The organism is Pseudochrobactrum asaccharolyticum (assembly GCF_003314995.1).
Lineage (GTDB): Bacteria > Pseudomonadota > Alphaproteobacteria > Rhizobiales > Rhizobiaceae > Pseudochrobactrum > Pseudochrobactrum asaccharolyticum.
Genome location: NZ_QNRH01000004.1, coordinates 252,861 through 272,794, shown reverse-complemented (window position 1 = coordinate 272,794; position 19,934 = coordinate 252,861). Strand labels below are relative to the sequence as shown.

The 19,934-nt window shown below is 51.4% G+C and carries 17 protein-coding genes and 1 other RNA gene; 2 read left to right on the top strand and 16 right to left on the bottom strand.

The window, feature by feature from the left end:
• Nucleotides 1–50: 50 nt before the first annotated feature.
• From murC to DFR47_RS12370, 15 genes are all read right to left on the bottom strand, one after another.
• The gene (murC, locus tag DFR47_RS12440) at nt 51–1,457 is read right to left on the bottom strand and encodes a UDP-N-acetylmuramate--L-alanine ligase (RefSeq protein ID WP_113944740.1); all 1,407 of its coding nucleotides are present in this window, start codon (nt 1,455–1,457) and stop codon (nt 51–53) included.
• The gene (gene murG, locus DFR47_RS12435) at nt 1,454–2,581 is read right to left on the bottom strand and encodes an undecaprenyldiphospho-muramoylpentapeptide beta-N-acetylglucosaminyltransferase (protein WP_113945000.1); all 1,128 of its coding nucleotides are present in this window, start codon (nt 2,579–2,581) and stop codon (nt 1,454–1,456) included. The genes murC and murG overlap by 4 nt, the downstream gene beginning before the upstream one ends.
• Nucleotides 2,582–2,658: 77 nt before the next feature.
• Nucleotides 2,659–3,810 carry a putative lipid II flippase FtsW gene (gene ftsW / locus DFR47_RS12430; RefSeq protein WP_113944739.1) on the bottom strand — a complete coding sequence of 384 codons (1,152 nt, stop codon included), beginning with the start codon at nt 3,808–3,810 and terminating at the stop codon, nt 2,659–2,661.
• Nucleotides 3,810–5,219, bottom strand: a complete 1,410-nt coding sequence (murD, locus tag DFR47_RS12425) for a UDP-N-acetylmuramoyl-L-alanine--D-glutamate ligase (protein ID WP_113944999.1) — start codon at nt 5,217–5,219, stop codon at nt 3,810–3,812. The genes ftsW and murD overlap by 1 nt, the downstream gene beginning before the upstream one ends.
• Nucleotides 5,220–5,345: 126 nt before the next feature.
• Nucleotides 5,346–6,428, bottom strand: a complete 1,083-nt coding sequence (gene mraY, locus DFR47_RS12420; RefSeq protein ID WP_113944738.1) for a phospho-N-acetylmuramoyl-pentapeptide-transferase — start codon at nt 6,426–6,428, stop codon at nt 5,346–5,348.
• 147 nt (nt 6,429–6,575) lie between these two features.
• Nucleotides 6,576–8,015: a UDP-N-acetylmuramoylalanyl-D-glutamyl-2,6-diaminopimelate--D-alanyl-D-alanine ligase gene (locus DFR47_RS12415; RefSeq protein ID WP_113944737.1), complete on the bottom strand. Its 1,440-nt coding sequence runs from the start codon at nt 8,013–8,015 to the stop codon at nt 6,576–6,578.
• Nucleotides 8,012–9,466: a UDP-N-acetylmuramoyl-L-alanyl-D-glutamate--2,6-diaminopimelate ligase gene (locus DFR47_RS12410; RefSeq protein WP_113944736.1), complete on the bottom strand. Its 1,455-nt coding sequence runs from the start codon at nt 9,464–9,466 to the stop codon at nt 8,012–8,014. Before DFR47_RS12410 ends, DFR47_RS12415 begins: the two co-directional genes overlap by 4 nt.
• An 86-nt stretch (nt 9,467–9,552) precedes the next feature.
• Nucleotides 9,553–11,361 carry a peptidoglycan D,D-transpeptidase FtsI family protein gene (locus DFR47_RS12405; protein WP_113944735.1) on the bottom strand — a complete coding sequence of 603 codons (1,809 nt, stop codon included), beginning with the start codon at nt 11,359–11,361 and terminating at the stop codon, nt 9,553–9,555.
• A complete protein-coding gene (gene ftsL, locus DFR47_RS12400; protein ID WP_113944734.1) occupies nt 11,358–11,774 on the bottom strand; it encodes a cell division protein FtsL in 417 nt (138 codons plus the stop codon). The genes DFR47_RS12405 and ftsL overlap by 4 nt, the downstream gene beginning before the upstream one ends.
• On the bottom strand, nt 11,771–12,841 hold the full coding sequence (gene rsmH / locus DFR47_RS12395) for a 16S rRNA (cytosine(1402)-N(4))-methyltransferase RsmH (protein WP_113944998.1): 1,071 nt from the start codon (nt 12,839–12,841) through the stop codon (nt 11,771–11,773). The genes ftsL and rsmH overlap by 4 nt, the downstream gene beginning before the upstream one ends.
• Nucleotides 12,842–13,258: 417 nt before the next feature.
• An RNA gene (gene rnpB / locus DFR47_RS12390) (RNase P RNA component class A) lies at nt 13,259–13,671 on the bottom strand.
• A 164-nt stretch (nt 13,672–13,835) separates the two neighbouring features.
• Complete coding sequence (locus DFR47_RS12385) at nt 13,836–14,546, bottom strand: lytic transglycosylase domain-containing protein (protein ID WP_113944733.1); 711 nt, start codon at nt 14,544–14,546, stop codon at nt 13,836–13,838.
• A 242-nt stretch (nt 14,547–14,788) separates the two neighbouring features.
• A complete protein-coding gene (locus DFR47_RS12380) occupies nt 14,789–15,592 on the bottom strand; it encodes an N-acetylmuramoyl-L-alanine amidase (RefSeq protein ID WP_113944732.1) in 804 nt (267 codons plus the stop codon).
• A complete protein-coding gene (locus DFR47_RS12375) occupies nt 15,576–16,313 on the bottom strand; it encodes a J domain-containing protein (protein WP_113944731.1) in 738 nt (245 codons plus the stop codon). The genes DFR47_RS12380 and DFR47_RS12375 overlap by 17 nt, the downstream gene beginning before the upstream one ends.
• 111 nt (nt 16,314–16,424) lie before the next feature.
• On the bottom strand, nt 16,425–16,832 hold the full coding sequence (locus DFR47_RS12370; protein WP_113944730.1) for a hypothetical protein: 408 nt from the start codon (nt 16,830–16,832) through the stop codon (nt 16,425–16,427).
• A gap of 252 nt (nt 16,833–17,084) precedes the next feature.
• Here DFR47_RS12370 and DFR47_RS12365 point away from each other — a divergent pair, with 252 nt between their 5' ends.
• Together DFR47_RS12365 and DFR47_RS12360 are read left to right on the top strand one after the other, a co-directional pair.
• On the top strand, nt 17,085–17,918 hold the full coding sequence (locus DFR47_RS12365; RefSeq protein ID WP_113944729.1) for a glycoside hydrolase family 25 protein: 834 nt from the start codon (nt 17,085–17,087) through the stop codon (nt 17,916–17,918).
• Between the two features lie 156 nt (nt 17,919–18,074).
• On the top strand, nt 18,075–19,340 hold the full coding sequence (locus DFR47_RS12360; RefSeq protein ID WP_113944728.1) for a lytic murein transglycosylase: 1,266 nt from the start codon (nt 18,075–18,077) through the stop codon (nt 19,338–19,340).
• A gap of 250 nt (nt 19,341–19,590) precedes the next feature.
• On the opposite strand, the gene DFR47_RS12355 is transcribed toward DFR47_RS12360, so the two are convergent.
• The gene (locus DFR47_RS12355; protein ID WP_113944727.1) at nt 19,591–19,902 is read right to left on the bottom strand and encodes a hypothetical protein; all 312 of its coding nucleotides are present in this window, start codon (nt 19,900–19,902) and stop codon (nt 19,591–19,593) included.
• Between the last annotated feature and the right edge of the window lie 32 nt (nt 19,903–19,934).

Below are 19,934 nucleotides of genomic sequence, written 5' to 3'. Positions count from 1 at the left end.
TCCTCAAATCCTGCCAAGTAAATGAAACAGCGCTAACCGCACATGTTGTCTCAGGCAGCGCTTGTACCACCCAGCTGTTTAGGCAATGCATAGGCCCATTGCGTGATATTACCTGCACCGAGGAACACCACGAAGTCACCTTCCTGTGCCAGCCCTTTGATGATTTCAGGCAAATGCTCAGGATTTTCCAGATAACGGGCATCGCGATGACCAGCGGTCTTGATCTTGCTCACCAACGTTTCTGATGTCACGCCTTCAATCGGATCTTCACCGGCAGTATAGACCGGCGCGATCAGAACAGTATCGGCATCATTAAAGCAGGTTGAGAACTCATCAAACAGGCTCGCCAGACGCGTAAAGCGGTGCGGCTGTGCAATTGCAATCACGCGCTTTTGCGCGGCTTCACGGGCAGCTTTCAGCACAGCTTTGATCTCAACCGGATGATGACCATAGTCGTCAAATACTTCCACGCCGTTCCATGAGCCGGTATGGGTAAAGCGGCGCTTCACACCACCAAAACCGGACAGACCCTTGCGGATATCATCAGCAGTCAGACCAAGTTCGTGGGCAACAGCAATCGCCGCAGTCGCATTAGACACATTGTGACGACCCGGCATCGGCAGACGCAGATCTTTGATCTCAACAGTTTCACCTTTACGGTCACGGATAACCACATCAAATACTGAAACCGCACCATCCATGTGATGGTTGGAGAAACGCACATCCGCCTGCGGGTTTTCTCCATAGGTGATCACACGGCGGTCTTCGATGCGACTTACCAATGCCTGCACTTCCGGATGATCAAGACACATCACGCCGAAACCGTAGAAAGGTACATTCTCAACAAACTGACGGAAGGCAGCACGAACATTATCGAACGAACCGTAATGGTCGAGATGCTCGGGATCGATATTGGTGATCACGGCAATATCGGCTGGCAGTTTCAGGAAGGTGCCGTCGCTTTCATCAGCTTCAACCACCATCCACTCACCCTCACCCATACGGGCATTGGTGCCATAGGCATTGATGATACCGCCATTGATAACGGTCGGGTCAAGACGACCGGCTTCAAGCAGTGTCGCCACCATCGAGGTTGTGGTGGTCTTGCCATGCGTACCACCAATGGCAATTGCCTGACGGAAGCGCATCAGCTCGGCAAGCATTTCTGCACGGCGTACAATCGGCAGCAGATTTTCACGCGCCTCAACCAGCTCCGGATTATTCGGGCGGATAGCGGTGGAAACCACAACCACATCAGCCTTGCCGATATTCTCAGCTTTATGGCCGACAAAAACCTCAATGCCCTTATCACGCAGACGCTGCACATTCGCACCATCAGCCTGATCGGAGCCCTGAACCTTATAGCCCAGATTATGCAGCACTTCTGCAATGCCGCTCATGCCAATGCCGCCGATTCCGATAAAATGAACCAGACCAATATTCAGAGGCATTTTCATACGCGTTTTCCTTGCTTATAATCAGAAACAGACAATCCCGCTGCAATAGCCTCGACAAGATCAGCAAGCAACCGTGTTGCATCAGGACGACCGGAACTTTTTGCCCGTGCGGCCATATCTGCCAGTCTTTGCGGCTCATTCAGCGCAGCAATCAGAATTTGCGCCAGTTTTTCCGGCTTCAGCTCGGACTGACGGATCACTTCACCGCCGCCAGCCTTTGCCAGCGCTTCGGCATTCGCAGCCTGATCATGATCAAGCGCAAACGGAAACGGCACCAGCAAACTCGGGCGACCAATCGCAGCAATCTCAGAAACAGTGGAAGCACCGGAACGCGACAATACAAAATGCGCCTGTGCCATCATCTCCGGCAGATTGCCGAAGAAAGGTGCAACCTGCGCTTTAACACCGAGCTTTTCATAAGCTTTACGACAGATCACTTCATCTTCCGGGCGTGCCTGCTGGGTGATAAACAGTCTTTCGCGTTCATCAATCTCAAGCAGCGCAACGGCGGCAGGAACAACGGTCGAAAAATACTGCGCGCCCTGACTGCCGCCAAACACCAAAAAGCGGAACACATCCGGCTCTGCAGAAGGCTTATAGGCAACATTGGTCTGCGTCAGCACAGTCGGGCGCACCGGATTACCGGTCTGCACGGTTTTGGCTGCATGCACACCGCTATCCGCAGACAAGAAGCCACCGGCAATTGCTGTCACGCGGGCAGACAACCCCTTATTGGCACGCCCCATCACCGCATTCTGTTCATGGATAATCGTCGGAATACCCATACGCGAGGCTGCATAGAGCGGCGGCAAGGTCGGATAGCCGCCAAAACCGACGACCAGCTTTGGCTTCAAACGGCGGAACAGTTTGCGACAATCAAGATTGCCCTGCCACAGACTGTAAAAAGTTTTCGCCAGAGCAACCGGATTTTTACCGGCAATGGTTGCAGAACGCACCACATGCACATGATGATCATCAAAACCGGACACAAAGCGCTGCGCACGTTTGTCGGTTACCAGATGCACATCATAGCCGCCTTTTGTCAGTTCATGCGCCAGCGCTTCGGCAGGAAACAAATGTCCGCCGGTACCGCCTGCTGCCAAAACGATAACACCTTTTGTCATCATCATCCGTTCTGTATTTTTTTAAACACGCAGTTCCGAAATCATGGGTCGGAACTGCTCAATTCAGCATTAAATTTTTAAAGCGCAGGAATACGTTCGCCTACGCCCTTCAGCGAGGCAGACATTCTCCGCTCAGGATTTTGTCGCGTCAGCGCCAGCAGGAAGCCCATGGTCACGGCAATCGCCACCAGAGACGAGCCACCGTAGGAAATAAACGGCAAAGTCATACCCTTGGCAGGCATCAGATGCAGGTTTACCGCCATATTAATGATCGACTGGAAGCCGAACAAAATCACAATACCGGAGATTGCCAGACGGGTGAAAGCATCACGCTCCTTCATCGCCACAACCAGCCCGCGGATAACGATGAAAGCAAACAGCAGCATAATCAGAATGCACAGGATAATGCCGTATTCTTCTGCCGCGACAGAGAAAATAAAGTCCGTATGACTATCGGGAATAATACGCTTGATCGTACCTTCGCCCGGCCCCTGCCCGAACCAGCCGCCGCTGATAATCGCTTCGCGGCCGCTATCAACCTGAAACGTATCGCCCTCGCCAGTCATAAAGCGGTCAATACGACCGGCCACATGCGGGAAGAACAAATAGGCGCTCAGTCCGCCGACACCGGCAAGACCGCCGAGCAGAATAATCCAGATCCACGGCATACCGGCAAGGAAGAACATTGCCCCCCAGCTGACCGCTGTCAGTGTTGTCTGGCCGAAGTCAGGCTGCGCCATCAGCAAGGCTGCAACCAGCACAAACAACAACATACCCAGCAGATTGCCCGGCATATCGCCGTTGCGCTCCTGCTCCGAGAACAGCCACGCGCAAATGACCACAAAAGCAGGCTTCATAAATTCGGACGGCTGAATGGAAATACCGGCCAGCGATACCCAGCGCCGCGCGCCCTTGACCTCAATACCGAAAAACAGTGCTGCCACCATCAGCAAGAGTGAAACACCCAGCAGGATCAGCGCGAAACGACGAACAAGACGGCGACTTAAAAAGGACGTACCGATCATCGCGATCAGCGCAGGGATCATGAAGAATATCTGACGTTCCACAAAGTGAAAGCTGTCGAGACCAATGCGCTCCGCCACCGCAGGGCTTGCCGCATAGGACAGCAAGATGCCAAGCCCCATCAGCGCCAGACAGGCAGCAAGGAAGTAACGGTCAATCGTCCACCACCAATTGGCGACAGGGCCTCTGTCTACGCGGCTAACCATCAGTCGGCTCTCCCTATTGGTGCAAATCCCTGCAGCGTCATCACCTTATCGCGAAATGCCGCGCCGCGCTTTTCAAAATTCGGAAACTGGTCAAAGCTGGCACAAGCCGGAGACAGCAACACCACCGGCTCATCTGCAGTATCCAATGCCGCATCCTGTGCCGCATGTTCAATGGCCGCATCCAGCGTATGGCTGATTTCAAACGGCACATCATTCCCGAGCGTTGCAGCAAATTGCGCTGCGGCCTCACCGATCAGATAGGCTTTGGTAATACGCGGAAAAAAATCACGCAGACTATCAATACCGCCGCTTTTTGGCAGCCCGCCGGCAATCCAGTAAAGCTTCGGGAAAGATGACAGCGCTGGCGCTGTTGCTTCCGCATTGGTCGCTTTGGAGTCATTGATAAACAGGGTTTTGCCCTGATGTCCCACCTGCTCCATACGATGGGCAAGGCCGGGGAAACTACGCAGGCCTGCGCGAATATCTTCCAGCGTCAGACCAACGGTCAGACAGGCAATAAGTGCAGCCAAAGCATTTTGCGCATTATGCGCACCGCGCAGCGAACCGATCCCGTCCAGCGACAACAGCAGTTCTGTCTTGCCATTACCAGCACGATAAATATCCGCACCCTGCGCATAGAATCCCTCTGCAAGCACCTGATCTTTCGAGAAACGGATCAGCTTCTTGCCGGACTTTTCAAGGCGGTCTGCAATAGCAATGCAATAATCATCGTCCACCGCCACGATAGCTGTATCACTGCCGGCAACCAGCCGCTCCTTGATCGCGGCATAATTTTCCATTGTGCCATGGCGATCCAGATGATCAGGCGTCAGATTGAGCAGAATACCTGCTGCAGGATTAAGTGATGGCGCCAGATCAATCTGATAGGAAGAACATTCGACCACATAATTGCGGCCATCAGCCGGTGCTTCAAGCGATAATACAGCCGTGCCAATATTGCCGCCAAGCTGCATATCGCGACCAGCCGCTTTGATAATATGCGCAATCAGGGCAGTCGTTGTCGATTTGCCATTGGTACCGGTAATGGCGACAAACGGTACATCATCGCCTGCAGCCAGCGCCGCATTGCGCTCACGGCAGAACAGCTCGACATCACCGATAACCGGCACTTGGCGCTGATGCGCCAGTTCGGCACTCCAATGCGGCTGCGGATGGGTCAGAGGCACACCGGGAGAAAGCACAAAAGCACTGAAAGAAGACCAATCAGTATCACGCAAATCCTGCGTGGTAATGCCCTCACTGGTCGCACGGGCAACACTGTCCGGATTATCATCCCATGCCACAACCTTAGCGCCACCGGCTAGCATGGCTTTAGCTGTTGCAATGCCGGAGCCGCCAAGGCCAAACAGCGCAACAGTTTTATCTTTCAGGGTCAGGGTTGGGATCATGATCAGGCCGCCAGTCGACAATGCGTTCAGTCAATATTGTAAAAACATATTCGCCGGATTATCGCTCCGGCACCTTTATAAACAATGAAGCTGCCTGTTTAACAGGCAGCTCATATGTTTTCAGTTTTAACGTAGTTTCAGCGTTGAAAGGCCGATCATCGCCAGAATAATCGCAATGATCCAGAAGCGGATAACCACCTGGCTTTCCGTCCAGCCTTTTTTCTCAAAATGGTGATGGATCGGCGCCATCAGGAACACGCGCTTACCGGTCAGCTTGAACCAGCCAACCTGAATAATCACCGACAATGCTTCCATAACGAACAGGCCGCCGATGATTGCCAATACGATTTCGTGTTTGGTTGCAACCGCAACCGCACCCAGCATACCGCCCAGTGCGAGCGAACCCGTATCACCCATAAAGATCGCAGCTGGCGGTGCGTTGAACCACAAGAAGCCAAGACCGGCACCAATCACCGCACCAAGAATAACTGCCAGTTCACCGGTGCCCGGTACGAAATGGATTTGCAGGTAATCAGCAAAAATCGCATTACCTGACAGATAGGCGATAAAGCCGAAAGAAGCCGCAGCCACCATCACCGGCACAATCGCCAGACCATCGAGACCATCGGTAAAGTTAACCGCATTACCGGAACCGACCATAACAAAAGCGGCAAACGGAATGAAGAACCAGCTCAGATCCAGCAACATGCCTTTAATGAACGGGAATGTCAGCGAAGAAGAAAACGGTTCCTGACCGGTACGCATAATGACATAGGCAGCAATCGCCGCGATAATGAATTCAAGACCCAGACGGGCTTTACCTGAAAAACCTTTATCCGACTGTTTTGTAACCTTCAGATAGTCATCGTAGAAACCGATGGCACCGAAGCTGATCGTCACCAGCAACACAACCCAGACATAAACGCTCTTAAGATTACCCCAGAGCATGACCGAGGCCAGCACACCAAACAGGATCATCAACCCGCCCATGGTCGGGGTACCGGCTTTTTTGAAGTGAGTCTGCGGGCCATCGGCACGGATCGGCTGACCACGCCCCTGACGTACACGCAAACTGTTGATGATGCTTGGTCCAAGCAGGAAGACCAGCATTGCTGATGTAATCAGCGCGCCACCGGTGCGGAAAGTAATATAGCGGAAGACGTTGAAAAACGACAAATGATCCGCAACAGAGGCTAATAACATCAGCATCGGGTGAATGCCCTTCGGTCGGTATCGGCACTTTAACACATTGCATTTATTGAAAAATACAATGTTTAGTTCCTGTTATTCTTAAGCAGTCACAAGGACTGTAGATGATAAAGCGATTTCGCAAGAAAATCACAAAGCCGCTATAAACTATTCTGCGGCCTCAGAGACAGCATATTTTTTCAATAATGCATTGACGATTTTCACAAAGCCGATCGACTTTGACGATTTAACCATCACAACATCTCCGGGACGCACTGCTTTGACTACAAGTGGCAGCAGTTCGTCAACATGTTCCCGATACTCAACATGAATTTCTGCCGGCATTGCGGATTTCAGGGCACTCATATGTGCGCCACCGATAAACAGCATATTCACTTTTGCATCGACAATCGGCCGCGCCAGGTCGCCGTGCAGTTTGGAAGATTGTTTGCCAAGCTCAAGCATATCGCCGAGAACGGCGATACGGCGTCCCACCTCTTCGCCATGTTGCTGCGGTTCAGTTGCTTCCAGAAGGGAAAGCGCTGCACGCATAGATGTCGGATTGGCATTATAGCTTTCATCAATCAGCGTGAAAGTGCCATCACCGTGGCGCAGACGATATTGCGCACCGCGACCGGCCTCTGCCTGCAATGTGCCCAGCGCCAAAACGACCTGCGTCATGTCTGCGCCCACCAGATGCGCGGCACCAAGAACGGCCAACATATTCTGCACAATATGACGTCCCGGCGCGCCGATCTTCACGGCCGCTTCCTGTCCGGCAATGGATACCGTGATGCAGGAACAATCGGTCTTCATCACCAGATCACGGAGCTTATAGGTCGAACGGGCATTTTCACCGAAAGTAGCAATATGCTCGACACCGGCGGCAGTTGCAAGTGCTTCCAGCTGCTTGAAACGCTTGTCATCACGGTTGAGAAGAGCATAACCGCCGGGCATAACACCTTCAAAAATCTCGGCTTTGGCAACCGCGATTTCTTCGAGGTTAGCGAAGTGTCCCAGATGCGCCGGCGCAATCAGCGTGATCGCGGCCACATGCGGCTGCACCATTTTCACCAGCGGGCGAATTTCATCATGATGGTTCATACCGATTTCAAAGACACCATAATCGGCATCTTCCGGCATCCGCGCCAATGTCAGCGGCACACCCCAGTGATTATTGAAAGACGCAGCAGAGGCATGAACCTTACCGCAAGCTGACAACACATGGCGCAGGGCTTCTTTGGTGGTGGTTTTTCCCACCGAACCGGTCACGGCAATGATTTGTGCTTTGGAGCGGGCACGCGATGCGAGGCCAAGACGGGTCAGTGCAGCCAGCACATCATCCACCACAATCATCGGCACCTGCATTTTACCCAGAGCAGGCAAACGCGCTTCTGTTACCACCAGCAGACCTGCTCCCGCCGCCATCGCAGCCGTTGCAAAATCATGACCGTCAAAAACATCGCCTTTGATAGCGAAAAAGGCTTCGCCTTTACGCAATGTGCGGGAATCGATCGAAATACCGGTAATGCCCTCAGGAAGCTGACCGACAGGTCGTCCTTCCATCGCTTTTACCATGTCTGCCGATTTCCAAAGAATTTCACTCATTTAAAACGCGCCTCAAGCGAACGGGCAACTTCAGCATGATCGGAGAACGGCAATGTCACATCATTGATGGTCTGCCCTTCTTCATGCCCCTTGCCCGCAATAATAACTGTATCACCTGCCTGTGCGAGCAGCACAGCATGGCGGATAGCTTCATGACGATCACCGATTTCCAGTGCATCCGGTGCCGCAGCCAGAATTTCTGAGCGAATAATAGCCGGTACTTCTGAGCGCGGATTATCATCGGTAACGATCACCACATCGGCCAGACGGGTTGCAATTTCACCCATGATCGGGCGCTTGCCCTTATCGCGGTCACCACCGCAGCCAAACACCACGATCACACGACCGGTGGTGAACGGACGAACCGAGGTCAGCACATTTTCCAGCGCATCAGGCTTATGGGCATAGTCCACATAAACCGGCACGCCCTCTTCTGTTGACCCTACCAGATCCAGACGACCCGGCGCACCTTTCAGACGCTCCAAGGCGCGGAAAGCAGCATCCGCAGGAACACCGGAAACCAGCGCCAAACCGGCAGCTACGAGTGCATTGGCAACCTGAAAATCACCGGCCAGCGGCAGAGTAATTTCATAAATTTTGCCGTCATGTTTCAGTTCAATATGCTGGCGGTGACGCTCATGTTCAACGCGCTTCAGCGTAATGAAATCGCCTTTACGGCCAACAGTTTTGACAGCACAACCGGCTGCAGTCGCCGCTTCAATAGCTTGAGCAGAATACACATCATCCGCGAAAATGATCGCCGGAGCACCTTTCGGCAACAGCGTATCAAACAGACGCATTTTTGCGTTGAGGTAATCTTCAACCGTCGGATGATAATCCATATGATCGCGGCCAAGATTGGTAAAAGCAGCAGCTGTCAGCTTCACACCATCCAAGCGGCACTGATCCAGACCATGTGATGAGGCTTCCATACAGGCATGGGTCACACCTTCATCACTTAGCTCTGCCAGAACTTTCTGCAATTCCACAGGATCCGGCGTGGTCAGCGAACCATATTCATTGCGTGTCGGTGAGAAAACACCGGTCGTGCCGATGCTCGCCGCAGCAAAACCTGCATAGGCCCAGATTTGCTGGGTGAAAGAAGCGACAGAGGTTTTACCGCTGGTGCCGGTGACTGCCGTTACAATCTGCGGCTGCTTGCCATAAAAAACGGCAGCGGCCATTGCCAGCGCATGGCGCGGGTCTTTGCTGCGCAAAACCGGAACGGAAATACCGCTGGCGTCCATATCTTCATCAGCGAGAATGGCAACTGCACCGCGTTTAACCGCGTCTGCCGCATAGGCCGAGCCGTCATTCTTTACGCCTTTGAGTGCAGCAAACAAAGTACCCTTCTGAACAGTACGGGAGTCGGAACTCAATCCGGATATCTCAGTCTGTGCAACTGAGTCTGCCATATCATTTACATAGGCTGCGATACTTTGAAGTTTCATGCCATTCAGTTCCCGATTTTTGCATTCACTCTGCCTGATGATTTCCTTTTTAAGGACAACAACATCAGGACAACACCCGTTTCAGATCAGTCATTTTCATAAGCGGCCAGAATTGGCGCGCCGTCTTGCGCAAAGTCAGGCGACACACCTAAGAAAGAAGCTGACCGGCGTATGATATTTGCAACCATTGGGGCAGCATTGAGTCCGGCGGTCGCAGAAAGTTTACCTTCTTCCGGTTTTGGTTCATCAATAATGGTCAAAACGACATAAGTCGGGTCATCCATAGGGAAAGCCGCAAGGAATGCGTTAAAGCGCACGTCTTTCGAATAACGGCCATTGATAACTTTTTCCGCTGTACCGGTCTTACCGCCAACACGATAACCTTTCACCTCAGCGCGACGGCCGGAGCCGATCTCGGAATTGAGACGATAAAGATAACGCATGTCATCACTGGTTTTAGGTTTCAGCACCTGTGTGGCAACAGCATTCGCTTCATCCTGCGTGCGTGGCAGGAATGTCGGTGGAATAAGCTTGCCACCATTAACCAGCGCCGCAGCGGCAACCGCAGTCTGCAATGGCGTGGTCATCATACCATGACCATAAGAAATGGTGATGGAATGTACTTTCTTCCAGACGCGCGGCTCCACAGGACGTGCCACTTCCGGCAATTCTGTCTGCATACGATCCAGCAAGCCAACGCGTTTCAGGAATTCGCGATGGCCTTCAATACCAATCGCATCAACTTCCTTACCTGAACCGATGTTGGAAGAATAAATAAACACTTCGGCCAAAGTCAGCCAGCGGGCTTTACCGTGGAAGTCACGGATCGTCTGACGACCGATTGTAATCGGACGGGTCGCATCAAACTTGCTTTCCAGATTGAACTTGCCGGAATCCAGCGCCATAGCTGTGGTAAAGCTCTTAATCGTCGAACCCATTTCATACGTACCGGCAGACATCCGGTTCAGACGGTCTTTTTCCAATGCGTTAAACGGGTTATTCGGATCAAAATCCGGCACCGAAGCCATAGCAACGACTTCACCGGTCTTGGCATTCAGCACCACAGCACCGGCAGCAATCGCGCGGTATTTCTCAACAGCGCGCACCAATTCGTCGCGCATAATATGCTGCACGCGCAGATCAATCGACAGGCGGAATGGCTCGAGATTATCCGGCTGGGCAAGGCCAGCCATACGCAGATCGCTCAGACCCTGACTGTCGATATATTTCTCCATACCGGCAATACCCTGATTGTCGATATTCACCAGACCGAGAATATGGGAAGCGGTCGGCCCACCTGGATAGAAACGGGATTTCTCCGTGCGGAAACCGATACCCGGCACACCCAGCGCCATAATTTGGCTCTGCTGACGTGGTGTCAGACCGCGCTGAATCCACACGAAACCTGCACCGCTTTTCAGGCGGCGATATGTATTTTCCCAGTCAAGATTCGGCAGAACCGTTGCCAGCAGCTCCAGTGTTTCATCCGGATCGGCAATCTTTTTCGGCTCAGCATAGAGCGAAGCAGTCTTAATATCTGTCGCCAGCACTTCACCATTGCGGTCAAGAATATCCGGCCTTGCTGCAAGCGTGCTCGCCGCACCGGCGCGATAACCGTCATTCTCACCGCCTTGCAGACCATAATAAACAAGACGGCCGCCAATAACGGCATAAATACCGACAAAGCAGGAAATCGCCATAATCAAACGATTACGGGCGCGGTTTCCGTGTTTTTTGCGATTTCCGGCAAAGGCAACACTGTCATTGAGCGGGGAAGTGGCAATGCCGCGCTCGCTCTCAAGCACGGCATCATCAAATTCCGGCGCCTGTCCTAAAGACGGAGCAGCATCGGATATAATTTTTTTACGCCGGAACCAGCCTTTTTTTCCACTCATGGCCGCACTCCCGGAACAACAATGCGCATAGGAGCTGCTGTGCTCTGTGCGATGCTGCCTGTGCTCATTGAATCAACCGAAGCCACCAGATCAGCGCTGCCGCCAATCAGCTTTTCAATATCATCTGCCTGTTTCATCGGAATATCGTCGAACAGACCGATCTGCGTCACATCAACCGGCTGCAGTTTAAGCTGCGCCTGATAAATATCCGACAGGCGCTGCAAACGGTTCGGCTGCGTCATCAGGCTCCAGTCCGCTTTCAGCAAATTGATTGTGTCTTTTTCAAACGCAATCTGGCGCTGAATTTTCTTGATCTCAACTACCTGCTTTTCGGCATCATGCTTGATCTTATAAGTCACCGTAGCGGCCACCAGCATGACTGCGATCAATATAATATCTATAGTTCGCATCATGATGATTTCCTCTTCGCATTATCAGTTTCTGGCAGAACAGGCAGGGTTGGCAGGCCGAAAATACTATAATCCGCTTTAAGCGGCGGATGTTCTGTGCGGATGCCTGCGCGCAGTTTAGCAGAGCGCGCGCGCGGATTGCGCAGGGATTCTTCTTCACTGGCGCTCACAGCGCCTTTAACGGCAGGGTTAAAACTGCCATGACGCATATGGGCTTCCGGCAAATGGCGCGAACCGCCACCACCACCGGCACGATCAGCAAAGAAGCGCTTCACAATACGATCTTCCAGTGAGTGGAATGTCACCACAACCAGACGACCGCCAGGTTTCAGCGAGCGTTCTGCCGCAATCAAAGCCCGTGCCAGTTCGCCCAGCTCGTCATTGACATGGATGCGGAGCGCCTGAAAAACGCGTGTCGCCGGATGGATACGGTCTTTCGGGTGGCGTCCGACCAGCATTTCAATGGCATTGGCCAGATCGCGGGTACGGCTGAAAGGCTCAGTTTCACGACGTTTTTCAATCATGCGCGCAATGCGTCCGGCATGACGTTCTTCGCCGAGAAAATTAAAAATTCGAGCCAGATCACCCATTTTATACTGATTAACAACATCAGCAGCGCTCAGGCCATGCGATGACATGCGCATATCAAGCGGGCCGTCTTTCTGGAAAGAAAATCCGCGATCAGCCTCATCAATCTGCATGGAGGAAACGCCGATATCCAGCACAACACCATCCGGCTGCACATCGCTCAGCACCTCTTCCATCTGGGAGAAGCGAGCCTGCACCAGACGCAAACGCCCCTGATACTCAGCAACCACGGATTGTCCCGCAGCAATAGCGTTCGGGTCGCGGTCAATGGCGAGAACATCCGCACCGGTTTTCAAAATACGCTTAGTATAACCACCGGCGCCGAATGTGCCGTCAACATAAAGCTTACCGGCTTCCGGCTGCAATGCGCTCACAACCTCTTCCAGCATCACCGGAATATGGCGGGAATAGTCCTCTTCACCGGAAGATACGGCACCATCGGCAATCTGAGCTGTTTGATTGTTATCTGCGCCTGTGATCATGCTTTCATCCCGCCCTGTCATTATTTTGCTTGTCCTTCCGGATTGCACTGAGTAGCAGCAAATCCTTCTATGCAGGCATCATCACCGCAACCACAGATTTCAGCAATCTGCATGCCAGCTTGTGCCGGATGCAGTAAAAAATGTCTGGGAACTGAACAAAGTCTGGACGCAACAAACTGCATTAAAAAATACCACCAGGGCAAGGTAGGCGTCAACGGAGGCACAGAAACCGCTCCGCCCGCTGCCGTATTATATGGTTACTCGGCTGCACGCCCGTGAGAGCGCACAATATGCCGTGAATAATTTATCCAATATTAATATTAAGGAAGGGTTATTTTACGGAAGCAATTATGCTTTATCATCGGTTAAAATGACACTTTTTACCGCTCATCAATGCGGGCAATTATTTAAAACAGAAGTGTCAGCCGGTCTGTAAGCCGGGTTCTGTATGGCCGGACTGTTACCAGCCCGACGCGGCAGCCATTCATCTGGGACGGATGTCGCCACCCGCCTCTTGCAACCCACCCGGACGGCTATCCGGAAACTGATTACCAGACCGAAGTCTGATGCGCCGTCCCTATTCGGTCTTGCTCCCGATGGGGTTTACCGTGCCACTCCCGTTACCGGCAGCGCGGTGGGCTCTTACCCCACCCTTTCACCCTTACCTGCCCGATACCCTTGCGGGCGATGGCAGGCGGTCTGCTCTCTGTTGCACTTTCCCTGAGGTCGCCCTCGCCGGGCGTTACCCGGCATCGTGTTTCCATGGAGCCCGGACTTTCCTCACTTGCCACCTTTCGGTATTGAACAAGCGCGGCTGCCCGACCGGCTGACAAGCGTCTATAGGCTGTATCCGTCACAAAACGCAATAAAAAAGCTGGGTATCCGTTCCGGAAACCCAGCTTTTGTTTAAAATCTCAGCCCTGTCATACAAGGGCTGTTTAGATTTAGGTTATGGCGCATCATTTGTCCCGCCAGAGCCTGAATATAAACAGGCTTAAAATTTGGCCATGTAAGTCTTAACGTTGCTGCAATATTTTGCAGATGTCGGGTTCATACGTTTGGCACCATGACCGGCATTATATTTCAGGATCGTGCCGCAGGTTGTACCGCCGCCAAGCTTGTGAGCCTGCGCCAGATATTTCATACCATATTGCACATTGGTTGCCGGATCATACAGGCCTTTAGCGGAACCGGTATATCCAAGACCACGGGCAGTACCGAGCTTGATCTGCATCAGACCGATTTCACCGGCACGACCGCGAACATTTGGCTGATAATTGCTCTCATGGCGCACAACGGCATGAGCCAGCGACAAAGGCACACCATAGCTTGAGGCATAACGGGCAATAATTGCAGAATATGGACGACCCGACTTTGCGGATTTGCTTGCCTGTGCCTGCTTGGTTTCAGCCTGACCTTTAATCTGTTTGTTCAGATCAATACGGGTACGTGCTGAACGGCGCTCAATCACCGGCATTTTCGCTGAAGTACCGGAAGCCTGCTTTTCATAGGCTGTGCGGCTGGCATCAGATTTATTCTGTGTCTTCTCACTTTTCTTGGAAGTCTTTTCCGAAGCTTCTTTTTTCGCTTTCAGAAGATCCACAAGGTTTGTTTTTTCGAGTACCGGCGCACTCATAGCTGGTGCAAGAGCGAACGAAACCATCGCTCCGCTAAGAGCGCATAAAAATCCTAATTTTTTAATCATAAACCTTACCGTTGGAACTGTTGTATACATCCGTCGAAAGGATTTGCGCTCACGCAAAACCATCTTTCAACGTCTTCCTTTAAGGAAACAGTCCGCCCCCATCGTCAGATCTGCTCAAGGAAATTGAGGTTGTATCTGACGTCTGATTGCAGCCGAAGATTGTTCCTACAAATCACAGATTGCAAAAACCTGTAACATTAACGGAAATACAATTATCAAAAAACAATAAGCTATTTTAAAAATCAGCTAGTTACGCTTTCACGTAAAATCGTTGAAATCAGCCTGTGTAAAGTCTCAATTGTCGAGGTATCGGCAACGCCGTCGATCTGATTTTGACGAAAATGGCGCTGAAATGCGCTCAGAACCACCTTCGTCTGTTCATTGAACTCGCCATTAATCATGATGTCATAGCCATACATGGCCAGCATGGATTGTAAGGCTTCCACCGGCTGACCACGGTCGCCCATAGCAAAAAAACGCCCGCCACGGATTGGTGCTGGTTCAACCCAATGACCAATACCGGCCTCAAACAAGGTTTTCCAAGGGAAATTCTCGCCCGGATCAATCTTACGCTCCGGCGCAATATCGGAATGGGCAAGTACATGCTCCGGCGCGATATTGTAGCGTTCACAAATCGAGTGGCACAGCGCAATCACTGATTCAATTTGCTTCTCAGGGAATGGCGGGAAATTCTCCAGCACACCCGGATTGACGATCTCGATACCGATAGATGCTGAATTGATATCCCGCTCGCCTTTCCAGCAGCTGTTACCCGCATGCCATGCACGTTCGCTCTCTGCGACCATCTGCACAACTTGCCCATCCTCATGCACTAAATAATGGGCAGAAACTTCCCGCTCTGGGCATTTCAGAATATCCAGCGCTTCCTGCGCGGTTGCCAGCCCAGTGTAATGCAGGATCAGAAAGCGCGGTGTCTTGCCGTCTTTGCGCGGGCCAAAATTGGCTGAAGCGTCAATAATCGCATCCGTGTAATCAGCTTTGCTCAATAAAGCGCGGGTTGCAATCTGATTATCCTGCATAGTCATGCTGATCCAATTTTTTCTCTATAGTCGCCCAAGCTGCATTAATCGCAGCAAGACGGTGATTGGCTATCTTCTGAAACTCATAGGGCATACCGCGCGCGATAACCAGATCCGGATGGTTCTGACGCACAAGTTTACGGTAATGCTGCTTCGCTTCCTGATATGTGACGCCACGGGTTAATCCAAGCACAGCATAGGGATCGGAAGGGCCTAAATTCACATGCCGGCCGGCAATCAGCAAAAATTCATCTTCTTCTATCGCAAAGATTTCCGCCACACGGCGCAAAAAGGCCATTTCCTTGTCATGTACATAGCCGTCAGCTTTGGCGATATAGAACAGACCATCAAGCACGTCGGCCAGCGCATCGCAACCAACCTCCATACCATCCGTTTGCGAACTGCGGCACAAAGAGGCAATCTGACCGGCATAGCTTTCAAAACCGGCAACATCCTGCTTGGCAAGATTGTAAAGCCGCGAAACATGATGCGCCTCTTTTTCAGGCACTTCAAAAATATCCTGAAACGCCCGCACTTCCTGCTCGGAGACAATACCGTCCGCTTTTGCCATCTTAGCAGAAAGAGCAATCATCGCGATGGAAAAAGCCACGCGGCGACGTGTTTCGGCATCGCCTTCGAAATAAGTGCGAACAGCTTCAATCACATTGGAAAATGCGCTGTAAGCCGTCTGCGTAAAAAAATCAGCAATGCTGGACCAAATCGACATAAGCTTCTGTAATTCAAAACAAGTATGAAGAAAACCATGAAGCGTATTCAACCGGACAATATCCCGATAATGTGTCCGGCAGAAATGCAGCGCGAATAAATTTTCGCCTTATTACAAAGCTTTATTACCAGCCTGCTCTTCCCGCATCCGGCGCTCCATATGGACCCGCACAACATCTTCAGCCGTTTTTCTGGCGAGAGCAGCTTGTTCTGCATTATGTCCGACACGCAAAGCGGTTTGCTCTGCATCCAATCCGGCTTGCTGTACAGCATTTTGCACATCTTCCGCTGTCAGCGGCTTATCCAGTTTCAGTGCATCAAGATTAAGCACTGCACTGCCATCACCTTCCGTCACACCCTGTTCTGTTCCAACAGGTACTGTCTTTTCCGTATCGGCAATAATTGCAGCAATATTATCTGTCTGTTTTTCCGCAGGCTTATTCGAAAACAAAAAGCCACTCCAGAATGCCGCTGTCCCCAGCAACACAACCACAACAATCAAAGTCAGCAAACGATACATCTAATCACCTCCGCGCCGGATCACGATAATTATGACAGGCACCATATTATGCCGCATAAGTTATGATCCGCTCGCACAAAAAATATATTCAAAACAAATATTCAGTCACTGTTATACATGCTGCAGCTCCAAAAAAGTGCAAGTGCAACGGAATGACCAGCAATGCAATATTGATGATCTAAAGGAAAAATTTAACCTTTTACGGTAAGAAACAATTCATGATTTCCCTGCGACCTGTGTGAGATAAAATTAATGAAGCCAGCAGTTCTTGCCGTTTTCAGCCTGATGCTGAGTGCCTGCACATCAATGGATTATGATTTTTCAGATGTGAAACCATCGGCCGGTTCTGCTTCAGGCTCAGGTACAGCTATCGCACTGCCATCGGGCAGCGCCAAGGCTCCGCGTTTCTACGACCGCAAACCGCATGATTATACCGGCAAAACACCATGGCATTATCCGGTGCACGGAACCGATGTTTCCAAATATCAAGATAAAGTCGATTGGCAGCAGGTACGTAGTAGCGGTGTTTCCTTTGTCTTTATCAAGGCAACTGAAGGCGGCGACCGCGTCGATGACCGTTTTGCGGAGCATTGGGCTGGCTCCCGTGCTGCCGGTATTCCGCGCAGTGCTTATCACTTCTATTATTTCTGCCGCTCGGCCGCAGATCAGGCTCGCTGGTATATCCGCAACGTACCGAAAGATCCGGGTGCGTTGCCACCCGTACTTGATATGGAATGGAACCCGCTGTCGCCATCCTGCAAGCTTCGCCCAGATCCGGCGGTAGTGCGCAAGGAAATGCGTACATTCCTGACCATGATCGAACGCCATTACGGCAAGAAGCCGGTCATTTATACCACTGTCGATTTCTTCGATGATAATGATCTGCGCAGCTTCAGCGATTATCCGTTCTGGCTGCGTTCGACAGCCGGTCATCCCGATGAGAAGTATGGCCCGCATCCTTGGGTATTCTGGCAATATACCGGCACCGGTACCATTCCCGGCATTAAAGGCGATGCAGATATCAACGTCTTCTCCGGCAATCATGCACAATGGAGAAAGTGGCTGGAAAGCAACAAAGTCAGATAAAAGCAGCTTTGGCTGCAAAATCTGACTTTACCATCTTCTTTTTCACAAAATATTTCGGCAGGACATAATTCAGAAATTTCGAACGCTCCGGCCATAGAGCCGGATCACCCAAACCAGTCAGGTCTCCCAAGAGCCTGCTGTAGAAAGAACTGAGTTATGTCACGCCCTGCCTCCCTGCCTGCTTTCAGATCAGTTTTAAAGCCGCTCCTGACTGCGGCTACCCTCCTCGCCAGCGCCAGCTTTACTTTTGCCAATCAGGCACAACCTGCTGCTCCTGTTGCACCCGCAACAACAGCCGAGGTTGAAAAGCCTGCTTGTGGCGGTGATTATAATGTCTGGCTTGAAGGCGTTATAACGGAAGCTAAAGCTGCTGGTATCTCCGACAGCGCCATTGCAGAGCTCGAAAAAGCAACAATTGATGAGCGCACACTCAAGCGCGATCGTACCCAAACTGTGTTCAATCTGACCTTTGCTGAATTCTCCAAACGTCTGATTTCAGAACAGCGCCTTAAGAAAGGCCGCGAGAACCTCGTTAAATATGCCGACATCTTCAAAAAAGCTGAAGAGACCTATGGCGTTCCGGGCCCAGTGATTGCAGCCTTCTGGGGGTTGGAAACTGACTTCGGTGCCATTCAGGGTGATTTTGACACGCTGAACTCTCTTGTCAGCCTGTCCCATGACTGCCGCCGTCCTGAATTGTTCCGCCCGCAATTAATGGCAATGTTGCAGTTAATTGATAAAGGCGTTGTCGATGCCGGCACTATGGGCGCATGGGCTGGTGAAATCGGCCAGATGCAATTGCTGCCAAAAGACTATCTGGAACGTGGTGTTGACGGCGACGGCGATGGCAAGGTGGATTTGCGTAACAGCGTGGCCGATGCAGTTATGACTGCGGCTCGCATGTTATCTGAACTGGGCTGGCAGCGTGGTGAACCTTGGCTGGAAGTTGTGCAACTCACACAGGATATGCCTTGGGAGAACTCAATCCGCACCTATCGCCTGCCACACTCCAAATGGAGCGGCTGGGGCGTAAAAGCAGCAGACGGAGCCGCACTTGGTGCTGACGACGGTGACGCCTCCCTGCTCATACCAATGGGACGCAAGGGCCCTGCATTCCTGTCCTACCGCAATTTCGATATTTTCGTCGAATGGAACAAGTCTATCGTTTACGCAACAACCGCCGCTTATTTTGCCACGCGTCTGGCTGGCAGCGAACCTTTTGTTCTCGGAACACCGGAACCAGGCCTGACAACAGAAGAGCTAACCGAACTGCAAAACAAGCTGGTTACTCATGGTTATGACATGGGTCGAATCGATGGTGTATTCGGCACCAAAACCCGTGATGCTGTGCGCACAGAACAGCTGCGTTTAGGCATGCCGGCGGATTCATGGCCGACCCGTGAATTGCTCGAAAAGCTATAATTTTAGTGGGATTTTGATGCCGTTCGTAAAATAATTTACGGCGGCATCAAAGCTGATCGCAACCACGCAATGCATTGTAATTATTATAAATTTAAAATTTAAAAATACACAATTATACAAAACGCACCCCGCCTCTAAAACTCCGCCTTCAAATTTAGGCTTTTCTTTGACTGATTATGTCGGTAAAATGACAGCAACAGGAAACTTGCTGGCAAAGTTAAGAAACAGTCAATTTCATCCCTGCATCGCGTCAATGGCGCAACAGTTTGAAACGATTGGTAGCTACAAATTTCCGGTTTGAAGTAAGACAAATGTTTCTGAATTTTACTGTTTCAGAAATATGTTTCCGGACTTTATGTGTTGCACAGGCAGCATATAAAACTGAACTTACAACCTGCTCAGGAGGCATCCATATGGGTTTAACGCGTTCAATCAATGCCTTGGTATTTTGCGCAGCTTTTGTTTTCGTCGCAGCAATGATTGTCGGTGTATTTCCCTGACCTCGCATCCCCTTCTCTGAAACACAGATGACGTTCAGATAGTCAAAGCGCACTGTCACCATCACAATTTCTCAGAGATTGATTTCAGTAACAG

Bases quoted from the DNA above. Each gene is read 5' to 3' on its own strand.
- rsmH (WP_113944998.1), bottom strand. From the start codon at position 12,841: ATGATCACAGGCGCAGATAACAATCAAACAGCTCAGATTGCCGATGGT.
- ftsL (WP_113944734.1), bottom strand. From the start codon at position 11,774: ATGATGCGAACTATAGATATTATATTGATCGCAGTCATGCTGGTGGCC.
- murG (WP_113945000.1), bottom strand. From the start codon at position 2,581: ATGACAAAAGGTGTTATCGTTTTGGCAGCAGGCGGTACCGGCGGACAT.
- DFR47_RS12415 (WP_113944737.1), bottom strand. From the start codon at position 8,015: ATGAGTGAAATTCTTTGGAAATCGGCAGACATGGTAAAAGCGATGGAA.
- DFR47_RS12375 (WP_113944731.1), bottom strand. From the start codon at position 16,313: ATGTCGATTTGGTCCAGCATTGCTGATTTTTTTACGCAGACGGCTTAC.
- DFR47_RS12355 (WP_113944727.1), bottom strand. From the start codon at position 19,902: ATGGTGACAGTGCGCTTTGACTATCTGAACGTCATCTGTGTTTCAGAG.
- ftsW (WP_113944739.1), bottom strand. From the start codon at position 3,810: ATGGTTAGCCGCGTAGACAGAGGCCCTGTCGCCAATTGGTGGTGGACG.
- DFR47_RS12370 (WP_113944730.1), bottom strand. From the start codon at position 16,832: ATGTATCGTTTGCTGACTTTGATTGTTGTGGTTGTGTTGCTGGGGACA.
- DFR47_RS12405 (WP_113944735.1), bottom strand. From the start codon at position 11,361: ATGAGTGGAAAAAAAGGCTGGTTCCGGCGTAAAAAAATTATATCCGAT.
- murD (WP_113944999.1), bottom strand. From the start codon at position 5,219: ATGATCCCAACCCTGACCCTGAAAGATAAAACTGTTGCGCTGTTTGGC.
- DFR47_RS12365 (WP_113944729.1), top strand. From the start codon at position 17,085: ATGAAGCCAGCAGTTCTTGCCGTTTTCAGCCTGATGCTGAGTGCCTGC.
- mraY (WP_113944738.1), bottom strand. From the start codon at position 6,428: ATGCTGATGTTATTAGCCTCTGTTGCGGATCATTTGTCGTTTTTCAAC.
- DFR47_RS12410 (WP_113944736.1), bottom strand. From the start codon at position 9,466: ATGAAACTTCAAAGTATCGCAGCCTATGTAAATGATATGGCAGACTCA.
- murC (WP_113944740.1), bottom strand. From the start codon at position 1,457: ATGAAAATGCCTCTGAATATTGGTCTGGTTCATTTTATCGGAATCGGC.
- DFR47_RS12380 (WP_113944732.1), bottom strand. From the start codon at position 15,592: ATGACTATGCAGGATAATCAGATTGCAACCCGCGCTTTATTGAGCAAA.
- DFR47_RS12360 (WP_113944728.1), top strand. From the start codon at position 18,075: ATGTCACGCCCTGCCTCCCTGCCTGCTTTCAGATCAGTTTTAAAGCCG.
- DFR47_RS12385 (WP_113944733.1), bottom strand. From the start codon at position 14,546: ATGATTAAAAAATTAGGATTTTTATGCGCTCTTAGCGGAGCGATGGTT.